At 70.9% G+C, this 10,663-nt stretch carries 5 protein-coding genes; all 5 read left to right on the top strand.

From position 1 onward, the window contains the following. The first annotated feature begins 108 nt into the window (after positions 1 to 108). The 5 genes from Ari01nite_RS03215 (at position 109) to Ari01nite_RS03195 (ending at position 10,414) form a co-directional block, all read left to right on the top strand. On the top strand, positions 109 to 1,053 hold the full coding sequence (locus Ari01nite_RS03215; protein WP_203779042.1) for an ABC transporter ATP-binding protein: 945 nt from the start codon (positions 109 to 111) through the stop codon (positions 1,051 to 1,053). Then, the gene (locus tag Ari01nite_RS03210; protein ID WP_203779040.1) at positions 1,050 to 1,811 is read left to right on the top strand and encodes an ABC transporter permease; all 762 of its coding nucleotides are present in this window, start codon (positions 1,050 to 1,052) and stop codon (positions 1,809 to 1,811) included. The genes Ari01nite_RS03215 and Ari01nite_RS03210 overlap by 4 nt, the downstream gene beginning before the upstream one ends. Before the next feature lie 78 nt (positions 1,812 to 1,889). Further along, positions 1,890 to 2,735: an ABC transporter ATP-binding protein gene (locus tag Ari01nite_RS03205; protein WP_203779093.1), complete on the top strand. Its 846-nt coding sequence runs from the start codon at positions 1,890 to 1,892 to the stop codon at positions 2,733 to 2,735. Beyond that, complete coding sequence (locus Ari01nite_RS03200; RefSeq protein ID WP_203779031.1) at positions 2,732 to 3,550, top strand: ABC transporter permease; 819 nt, start codon at positions 2,732 to 2,734, stop codon at positions 3,548 to 3,550. The genes Ari01nite_RS03205 and Ari01nite_RS03200 overlap by 4 nt, the downstream gene beginning before the upstream one ends. 237 nt (positions 3,551 to 3,787) lie before the next feature. Beyond that, positions 3,788 to 10,414, top strand: coding sequence for a hypothetical protein (locus Ari01nite_RS03195; RefSeq protein ID WP_203779030.1), 6,627 nt, complete (start codon positions 3,788 to 3,790; stop codon positions 10,412 to 10,414). Positions 10,415 to 10,663 lie beyond the last annotated feature (249 nt).

Below are 10,663 nucleotides of genomic sequence, written 5' to 3'. Positions count from 1 at the left end.
CTTGGCGGGAGTGAGGCTTGGCGGGAGTGAGGCCGGCCATGCGGGTGCCGCCCTCGGTGAGGCGGCGCTGGGCGACACGTAAGGTTGCCGGGGCGAAAGGGGCGACGGGTGAGTGACGGCGCGGTCGAGTGTCGGGACGTCGTGGTGCGCTACGGCGACACGACGGCCGTCGGTGGGGTGTCGCTGACGGTGCCCCGCGGTCGCGTGCTGGCTCTGCTCGGCCACAACGGTGCTGGTAAGACCAGTCTGTTGCAGGTGTGCGAAGGGTTTCGCCGGGCCGACGGTGGCTGCTGCCGGGTGCTCGGGCTCGACCCGATCGCCGACCATGACGCGCTGATGCCTCGGATCGGGATCATGCTGCAGTCCGGCGGCGTCTATCCGTGGGCCACGGCCGGTGAGATTTTGCGGCTGTTCGCCTCGTTCTCGGCCAATCCGATCGCGCCGGACATGCTGGTGGAGCGGCTCGGGCTGCACAAAGTGGTCCGCACCCGGTTCCGCCGGCTGTCCGGAGGGGAGCAGCAGCGGCTGTCCCTCGCGATCGCCCTGGTCGGCCGCCCGGAGCTGGTCTTCCTCGACGAACCTACCGCCGGCATGGACACCGAGGCGCGGCACACCACCTGGGAGCTGATCGAGGAACTGCGCGCTGACGGCGTTTCGGTGCTGCTCACCACGCATCTGCTGGACGAGGCCGAGCGCCTCGCCGACGACGTGGTGATCATGCGATCGGGGGTGGTCGCGGCCACCGGCACGCCGGGTGAGCTCACGGCCGCGGCGGGCATAGATCTTTTGGAGGTACGCGCGAACGCCGGTCTCGTGCCGGACGCGAGCCTGGCACACCTCAAGCTCACCGAGACCAGCCCCGGTGAGTACGCGGTGGCCGGCGCGCTGGACACCGCCGCGATCGCCGAGGTGCTGGCCTGGTTCGCCCGGGCCGGCGCGCAGGTCACCGCCGTGAACACGCGGCGGCGGACCCTCGAGGACGTCTACCTGTCCCTCACCGCCGGCGAAAAAGCGGGCGCGAAAGCGGGCGAGAAAGCGAAGGTCACCCGATGAGTTCCGGCACCTTCGCGCCGGCGCCGGCGCGGGCCGGCAAGATGGCCGTGCTGCGCAGCCAGATCCGGATGGAACTGGTGCTGACCGCCCGGCGCGGCGAGGCCGTCGTGCTGGCCATGGGCGTACCCCTGCTGGTTCTGCTCGGTGCCGGGCTGACCGATGTGACCAACGTGCCGGGCGATGATCGGCTGGCGTTCGTGGTGCCCGGTGTCCTGGCGCTCACGGTGATGTCGACGGCGTTCACCGGTCAGGCGATCACCACCGGGTACGAGCGCGGCTACGGCGTCCTCAAGCGACTCGGCGCGTCCCCGCTGACCCGGCCCGGCCTGCTCTTTGCCAAGACCGCGGCGGTGCTCGGCCTGATCGTGGTGCAGCTGCTGGTGCTCGCCGCGGTGGGCGTGGCGGTCGGCTGGCGGCCACACTTCGGACTGGTGCTGCCCGCGCTCGGGGTCACCGTGCTGGCCGCCGCGGCGTACACCGGACTGGCTCTGTTGCTGGCCAGCGTGCTGCGCCCGGAGACGACGACCGGAGCGGCGACGCTGTTCTACGTGCTGATGCTGGCGGCCGGCGGAATCATGTTCGCCGCGCCCGACCTCGGCACCGCCGGCTGGTTCCTGTTGCCGCTGGCCGCGCACGCCGAGGCCCTGCGCGGCACGCTGTCGCACGACACCGCGGTGCCGCTGCCGATCTGGCTCAGTCTGGGGCTGTGGGCCGCGATCTTCCTGACCGCCGCGGCCAGAAAGTTCCGGTGGGAGTAGCGCCGTGCTGTCCATCGATCGGTGGACAGCGGTTGACAGCCGTGTGGTCGATCCGCGCGGTGGCGTTCGGCAAGCAGTATCGATGACATGAACGCCATTGAGGTCAAAGGTCTTCGCAAGACCTATCGGGGGGACGAGGCGGTCCGCGGCATCGACCTGGTCGTCCGGCGCGGTGAGGTGTTCGCGCTGCTGGGGCCGAACGGGGCCGGCAAGACGACGACCGTGGAGATATTGGAGGGACATCGCCGGCGCAGCGGCGGCGAGGTTCGGGTGCTCGACGCCGACCCGGCCACGGCGGGACGGGCCTGGCGGGCCCGGATCGGGGTGGTCCTGCAGGACGCCGACGACGCGGCCGAGCTGACCGTCGCCGAGATGGTGCGGCACGTGGCCGGGTTCTATCCCGACCCGCGACCGGTCGCCGAGGTGATCGACCTGGTCGGGCTCACCGAGAAGCGCGGCAGCCGGATCCGGTCGCTCTCCGGTGGCCAGCGCCGCCGGGTGGACGTCGCGCTCGGCATCGTGGGCCGGCCCGAGCTGCTGTTTCTCGACGAGCCGACGACCGGGTTCGACCCGGCGGCGCGGCGCCAGTTCTGGGAGCTGATCCGGGCGCTGGCCGGCGAGGGCACCACGATCCTGCTCACCACCCACTATCTCGAGGAGGCGGAGGCGCTCGCCGACCGGCTCGCGGTGCTGTCCGGCGGCCTGGTCGTGGCCGAGGGCACGCCCGCGACGCTCGGCGGGCGGGCCACGGCCGGCGCGGTGGTGAGGTGGCGGGCCGACGGGGTCACCCGCACCGAGCACGTGGCCGACCCGACCGAGCTGATCCGCAAGCTGGTCGCCGAGGACGCCGACCTGACCACGCTCACCGTCACCCGGCCCACCCTCGAGGACACCTACCTCGACCTGATCGGAGCGAAGCGATGACCGCCACCGCAGCCGCCGCCCTGCCGTCCACGTTTGTGACCGGCGTGCGCCGGGGCGAGGTGGAACTGCGCATGTTCGTCCGGGACCGCACCGCGGTGATCTTCACGTTCGCGTTCCCGGCCATGCTTCTGCTGCTGTTCGGCACGATCTTCGGCGACTCGTTCAACGACGCGGGGGTGAGTGCCAGCCAGGTCTATGCGGCCAGCATGATCGCGTACGGGATTCTGTCGACCGCGTTCGTGACGATGGGGGCGGGCCTCGCCCTCGACCGTGAGGACGGGACGCTGAAACGGTTGCACGGTACGCCGATCACTGCCTCGGCGTACCTGCTCGGGAAATTGATCTTGGTCTTTGCCCTGAGTGTCGCCGAAACGGGCACCCTGATCCTGGTCGGCGCGCTGGTCTTCGACATGCCGTTGCCGGACGCCGCGCACTGGCTGGCGTTCGCCTGGATGTTCCTGCTCAGCACGATCGCCTGCACGCTGTGCGGCATCGCGGTCAGCGCCATCGTGCGCAACGCCCGCAACGCCGGCGCGATCCTGAACGTGCCGCTGGTCGCGCTCCAGTTCATCTCGGGCGTGTTCATCCACCCGATCACGCTGCTGCCGGCCTGGCTGATCACGGTGGCGTCGTTCTTCCCGGTCAAGTGGATGAGCCAGGGTTTCCGGTACGTCTTCCTGCCCGACTCGATGAAGTCGATGGAGGCGGCCGGCGAGTGGGAGCTGGGCCGCATCGCTCTGGTCCTGGCCGCCTGGTGCGTGGTCGGACTGGTGTTGTGCCTCAAGACGTTCCGCTGGACCGAGCGGGACCAGTGACAATTGACCGCCTGATCTGACATTTGCCGGAAGGCAATTGAAATAGCACGTTTCCGCACCGCTGCCGCCTGGCCAGGTTAGGTTCAGGACCGCGTCGGCGTCGCCGTCTGCGCTGCCCTTGGCAGCTTCTGTCGTTCTGTAGCCGGTCCTCCGGAGGACCCCATGCGCCCTGAAATTGATACTGTCCGGCGTCGACGTCTACCGTGGTTCGCGCGAATCGGCGCCGCGGCATTGGCGATGTTCGCGGGCGCGGTCGGCCAGCCGCTGCCGGTCCACGCCGCTCCGGGCGTGCTCCAGACCGTGCCCGCGCAGGCGGCACCGAACTTCCGCGTGACGGCGACCGGTTCGGGCTGGGCCGACCTGGCCTGGGACGCGCCGGGTGACGCGCTGAACCCGCAGACCTACAGCGTGCTGGTCGGCGGCAGCGTCTTCGGCAGCTGCGCAAACATCACCACTCGGACCTGCCGGGTCACCGGTGCGGTCAAGAGCCGGGTGACGGTCGGCGTCCGGGCGTTCGGCGATGCCGGCGAGCACGTCGACAGCGACCCGATCACGACCACCCTGTTGCCGCCGCCGGACGCACCCGGCACGCCGGTCGCGACCCCGGCCGGCAGCGGTTCGGTGACGGTGACCTGGACTGCTCCCGCCAGTTGGAAGCTGAGCGTCAACCGGACCTACGACGTTCTGGTGGACGGCAGCCTCTACGGCGCGTGCACGAACATCGCCGCGACGACGTGCACCTACAGCGGGACTCCCGGGGTGCACGCGTTCGTGGTCCGCGCGCGCGGTGACGAGGGCCTGTCCACCGATTCCGCCTCGGCCAACGGCACGGTCGTGACCGCTCCGGACGCGCCCACCGACATCCACCTCACCGACAGCGACGCCGGCAGCGGCACCGTCGCGTGGACGGCACCGGACTTCAAGGGCAGCGTCAATCAGAAATACTCGGTCACCGTGACGGTGGGCGGCGTCACGAGCCCGGCATGTACCAACATCTCCGGCACGAGCTGCGCCGTCACCGCCGACGACATCGTGGCGGACATCGTGGTGACGGCCATCGGTGACGCGGGCCTGAGCACGAGCGCGGCGCCGGTCACGCTGACCCTGCTGCCGGCACCGGACACGGCGGCGAACATCCGCGCGACCGGTTGGGGCGTCGGCGAGGCGACCGTGAGCTGGGACCCGGTGGAGTTCAACGGGAGCACCCGCAACGAGTACACGGTCCTCGCCGACGACGAGCCGGTGTGCTCGAACATCACCGCCACGTCGTGCCTGATCGAGGGGGATCCGGACACCTCGGTGAGCGTGAAGGTGCGCGCGGTTGGCGATGTCGGTCTGACCAGCGAGTCGGCCGGGACGCCGATTGCGCTTCCCGACGTGCCCGACCCGGTGACCAACATCCGGGTCACCTCGGAGACCGCTACCGGCGTGCGGGTGGATTGGGACCCGCCGGCCGGCTGGCACCGCAACATCGTGCAGCGGTACACCGTGTCGGCGGCGGGACAGGCCGTCTGTTCCGCGATCACCCTTACCTACTGCGTCATCACCGGCAACAAGGACAGCAACGTCACCGTCCAGGTGTCGGCGATCGGCGACGACGCCACGCTGCGTACCGACGAGGACCTGCTGAACGTCGACATCCCGGACGTGCCGGTCGCGCCGACCGGGCTTACCATCGTCTCGACGGGCAACGGCACGGCGGACCTCTCGTGGACCGCGACCAGCGACTGGAAGCACAACACGAACCGCCAGTACGTCCTGACGGTGAACGACACGCCGTTCAACTGCGGCGACGCGACCCTCACGACGTGCTCCATCAGCGGTGCGGGCACGGTCGCGGTGAAGGTCAGGGCGGTCGGTGACCACGCCACACTGGCGTCGGCGTTCACCGCCCCGCTCAGCGTTCCGCTGATCGCCATCCCGACCGGTGCGGTCGACACGGTCACCGTCACGCCGGACCACGGCCAGGCGACCGTAGACGTCGACTGGACCCTGGACAATAACGCCCTGCCGAACTGGAACGGCGGCGTCGAGGGATACCAGGTCACGGTCGCGGCTCCGGGCGGCGTCCCGGTGACCGGCTGCGACGGGCTCATCGAGGCTCTGACCTGCTCCTTCACCGCTCCCGTCGGCGGCGAATACACGGTCACCGTGCGGCCCGCCAACGAGGCCGGCGTCAGCGCCACCACCCCGGCGACTGACAGCGCGGATCTGGTGCTCGACGAGCCGACCACCGCGGTCGCCAACCTGATCGCGACGGACGACGTTCCGGGCACCGGGGTCGTGACGGTGAATTGGGATGCGCTGACCCTCGGTCAGTGGAACGAAGCCCTGGTGCCCGGTTACCGGGTGACCATCGATCCACCGGCGAACGAGAGCCCCACCATCACCAACGACACCAGCTGCGCCGATCCGGTCGCCGCGACCACGTGCACCTTCACCACCGACACCGCGGGGCTCTACAAGATCCACGTTGTGCCGGTGAACGAGGCCGGCGACGGCCCCGAGGTGACGTACGACGTGTTCGTCGCGATGGACAAGCCCACCGCGACCGTCTCGAACATCGTCATCTCCCGGGGAACGGGTGCCGGCGTCGTGGAGGTGGAGTGGGACGGCCTCCAACCCGCCGACTGGAACGGCGTCGAGCACCACTACGACGTCCAGATCGCCCCGCCGAACGGTGCGGCGATCACCGCCAGTACCTGCGACGACCTGGCCTCCACGGACGCCACCGCGATCGAATCCTGCCAGTTCACCACCGACCTGCCGGGCAGCTATACCGTCACGATCACCGCGGTGAACGAGATCGACGCGAGCGACAACAGCGACGACGCGACCCAGCACATCACGCTGCTGGCGCCCTCCGACCCGGTGGCCGACCTGACACTCGGGATCACCCCGCCCTCCGGTCTGGTGTCGGTGACCTGGAGCAAGCTCACCTCGGCCTGGAACTCGGCGCAGACGACGAACTACGTGCTGACCGTGACCGGACCGAACGGCCAGGCGGTGGGCGACCCCGGGACCTGTACGACGATCGCCGACGCGTCCACCGCGGCGTGTTCGTTCACCGCTCCCGCCGCCGGTAACTACACCGTCGCGGTGGTGGCGCGGAGCGAGGCCGGTGACGGCCCCGCCGCGACGCAGACCGGGCACGTCACTCTCGCGGCGCCGTCCGGCGTCGTCACCGGTCTCGTCGTCGGCACCACGCCGGACTCGCGGGTGGTGAACCTCAGCTGGAACCAGATGACGACCGGCTGGAGCGACGGGCAGACCAAGAGCTACGCCGTCACCGTCACCGGCGGTGGCGCGCTGTCGCCGAACACCTGCACCTCGGTTGCGGACACGGCCAGCCCGGCCTGCTCGTTCACCGTCACCGACCCGGGCCACATCGCGGTCTCCGTCAAGGCGGTCAACGAGGCCGGCACGGCTGCGAACGGCACTCCCGGCGAGGGTGATGTGGTGCTCGTGCCGACGGCCACCGTGACCACCCTGGCCGCCGCACCGGCGTCGTCCGGCTCGTCGACAGTGGACGTGTCGTGGGATCAGCTGGCTACCCCGGGCTGGCTCGGCGGCACCAGCAAGAAATACCGGGTCGTCATCAGCGGGCCGGCCAACACGGTGCTGTCCGACAACACCTGTGCGCCCACCGACGTGACCGACACCGCCAGCCCGGGCTGCCACTTCACCGCGACGCTCAGCGGCGCGTACACCGTGCGGGTCAACCCGGTCAACGAGGCCGGCGTCAGCACCGCCACGGCGGCCAGTGTGGTGGCCAACATCGTCCTGAAGCCGGTGGCGACGGTCCAGAACCTCCAGGTGCAGGCGGTGACCGGCAACGCGACGATCCAGGTGAGCTGGGACCCGGCCACGACGCCCGACTGGAACGGGACGGTGACCACCACTGATTACGTGGTGAGCATCGACAAGCCCGCCGGCGCCACGCTCGGCGGCACCTGCACGGCCGTGGTCGCCCACCCGACCGCGACCTGCTCCTTCACCACCGATCGCGGTGGCGACTACACCGTCCGGGTCGCCCTCAAAAACGACGTCGGTACCAGCGACAACGAGACGACCTCCGAGCCCGCCCACCTCACGCTGACCGCACCGGCCGGGCAGGTCGGCACGGTCACCGTGACGAACACGGCGGGCACCGGGGTGGTCGGGCTGAGCTGGCCCAAGCTCGCCGACGTGGGCTGGAGCGAGGGCGAGACGCTCAGCTACGCGGTCACCATCGGCGGCGGCCTGAACCTGACGGCCAACACCTGCACCTCGGTGCCGGCCACCGACAACCCGTCCTGCTCGTTCACCACGGACCAGTCCGGGGCGTACACGGTGAGCGTGGCGCCGGTCAACGAGGCCGGCACCGGCAGCAACGCGTCGACCGGCGGCGGAACCATCGTGTTCAAGCCCACCGGGACGGTCGCCAACCTGGGTGCCGGCACCGCGCTCAACTCGCCGACCGTGTCCGTGACCTGGGATCAGCTGCTCACCGGCTGGCAGAGCGGCGCGACCAAGGAGTACGTGGTCACCGTGACCCCGCCCGCCGGCGGGGCTCTCGCGAACGACGGCTGCACCACCGGACCGGTGACGGACACGGCCTCGCCCACGTGCAGCTTCGGCGTGACCGCGGGTGGCGACTACGTGATCGGCGTGGCGCCGAAGAACGAGGGCGGAACCGGGACCGCGGTGGCGAACCACACCGCACATGTCGTCCTGCGGCCCACCGCGACGGTCGGCGCCGTGACGCTCACGCCCACCGCGGGCCAGGCGACCGTCGGTGTCAGCTGGCCGCAACTGGCCGCCGGCGACTGGAACGGCGGAGCGACCAAGCAGTACGCGGTCACGATCGAGGGCCCGAACGGTGCCACCATCGGCAGCGGCACGTGCACCAACGCGGTCGCCGACTCCAGCACGCCGGGATGCAGCTTCACCACCGACCGGCCGGGCGCGTACACGGTCAAGGTGGCGACGAAGAACGAAGCCGGCACCGCGATTGCCGACACCACCGGCACCGGCACGCTCGGCTCGGGCACGCCGGCCGTCGCGACCGTCATCGGCGGCACGGGTGGCGTCAACACCATCAACGCGACGTGGACCGCGGCGGTGGCCACCGGCCTGGCCGCCGTCACGTCCTACACCGTGTCGGCGATCGCGGACGACTACCCGACCAAGACGTGTACGGGCACGGTGACCGGGACGTCGTGCTCGATCGCCGACGTGGCCGCGGGCGTGCCGTACACCGTGCGGGTGGTGACGAACGGGCCGGGCGGCAGCTCGGCGGCGGCCGACAGCGACGATCCGGTCGTGCCGACCGGCACGCCGGTGGCCCCGATCGAGGTGCCGGCCGACGCGGTGCCGGCGGGCAGCGGCACCGGCCTGCCGGGGGTCGGCATAGCCATCACCGGTAGCGGCTATGCGCCCTTCTCGACCGTTTATCTCTCGCTGTTCAGCAACCCCGTTTCGTTGGGTACGACCACCGCGGATGCGAACGGGAACATCTCGGTGACCGTCACGGTGCCGCTGGGCACGCCGATCGGTAACCACACGCTGCTGGCCACCGGCCTGGACGCCAACGGCGAGGTGCAGCACCTGGCCAAGTCGGTCGCCGTGCTGTCGCCGCCCGTCGTGATTCCGCCGCCGACCATGGCGCCGCCCACGACGGCGCCACCGACCACGGCGCCGCCGACGACGCCACCCACGACGACGCCGCCGACCACGACGCCGCCCACGACGACGCCACCCACGACGCCGCCGACAGCCCCGCCCACCACCACGGCCCCACCCGCGGCCAAGCTGCCCACCGGCGCGGTCACCTCGCTGGTCGCCCGGCAGGTCGCGGCCGGCACCCGCGGTGCCACCGTGACCTGGACGCCCGGCCGGGTCGCCTGGGGCGACGGCAAGAACCGCTCCTTCGAGGTGACCGTCAGCGGTCCGGACGACGCCGACATCACCGGATCCTGCACGGCAGCCGTCGCCGGTACCGCGCGGTCGTGCAGCTTCAGCACCGACACCAACGGCAGCTATGCGGTACGCGTGGTCGCCGCGACCGAGGCCGGTTCGAGCACCCAGTCGGCCTCGGCGAGCGTGACCGTCAATACCGCGCCGGGCGCACCGACGGCCGTGACCGGCACTCCGGCCGCGAACTCGATCGCGGCCGGCTGGAAACCGCCGGCCTCGATCGGCGCCGGCGTTCACGGGTATACCGTCACGGCGACTGCGCCGTACTACCCGGCCCGCTCGTGCACCACGGTCATGCGCGGCGGATGCACCGTCACCGGACTCGCGGGGGGCGTGCGCTACGTGCTGCGGGTGGTGGCCTTCGGGAGCGGCGGCACCTCGCCGGCCGGTGCCGCAACCGCCACGGTGACGCCGACGGGAAATGTGGAGATTCCCCAGGCGGTGCCGATGACCGCGGAGAACAACGGCAGCCGGACCGCCCGGCCCGGTACGCGGATCACGATCCTCGGTGACGGCTACCGGCCCGGATCCCGGGTGCTGGTGTCGCTGTACCCGGGCGCGTCGCCCGCCGGTTCCACCACGGCCTCCGCGAGGGGCACCGTGTCGGCCACCGTGACCGTGCCGGCGAGTGGTTCGCACACGGTGCTCACCACCGGTCTGGACAATGCCGGCCGGGCCCGCTACCTGGCGCACTCGGTCCGGGTCGGTACGGCGGCCGCCAGCGTGCTGGGCGTGGCCGGCAAGCCGGTGGCGGTCCAAGCGGTCGCGAACACTTCATCCGGGACGGCTTTGGCGGTGACCGGGACGAGGACGGCCCCGATCACGCTGGCCGGCTTGTTCCTCTTCGCGACCGGCCTGCTGCTCGTGGTGGTTACCGGCTGGCGACGGGGTCCGCGTAAGGGCTGACGTCAGTGCGGCATTCGACCGTCTCCGGGCCTCGGCCCGGAGACGGTCTTTGTCATTCCGGCGCCGTTGTGGGCTGCCTGAGAGCGGCTTGGGGCACCGGTGCGGGTGGCGGCCCGCACGCACCTCTACAGACCGTTCTGGTCGGTGGTTTAACGATCGCTCCAGCCCGCGGACGGTCGGGACCCGGGTCTGTACGGCCGACGTTGACACCGGTGAACCCACGTCGGGCGCCCAGGGCGACAGACCAGT

Source organism: Paractinoplanes rishiriensis, from assembly GCF_016862375.1.
GTDB lineage: Bacteria > Actinomycetota > Actinomycetes > Mycobacteriales > Micromonosporaceae > Actinoplanes > Actinoplanes rishiriensis.
This window is presented reverse-complemented; position numbering and strand designations above follow the sequence as displayed.

Coding starts and splice junctions, on each gene's coding strand:
- Ari01nite_RS03210 (WP_203779040.1), top strand. CDS start 1,050: ATGAGTTCCGGCACCTTCGCGCCGGCGCCGGCGCGGGCCGGCAAGATG.
- Ari01nite_RS03200 (WP_203779031.1), top strand. CDS start 2,732: ATGACCGCCACCGCAGCCGCCGCCCTGCCGTCCACGTTTGTGACCGGC.
- Ari01nite_RS03195 (WP_203779030.1), top strand. CDS start 3,788: ATGTTCGCGGGCGCGGTCGGCCAGCCGCTGCCGGTCCACGCCGCTCCG.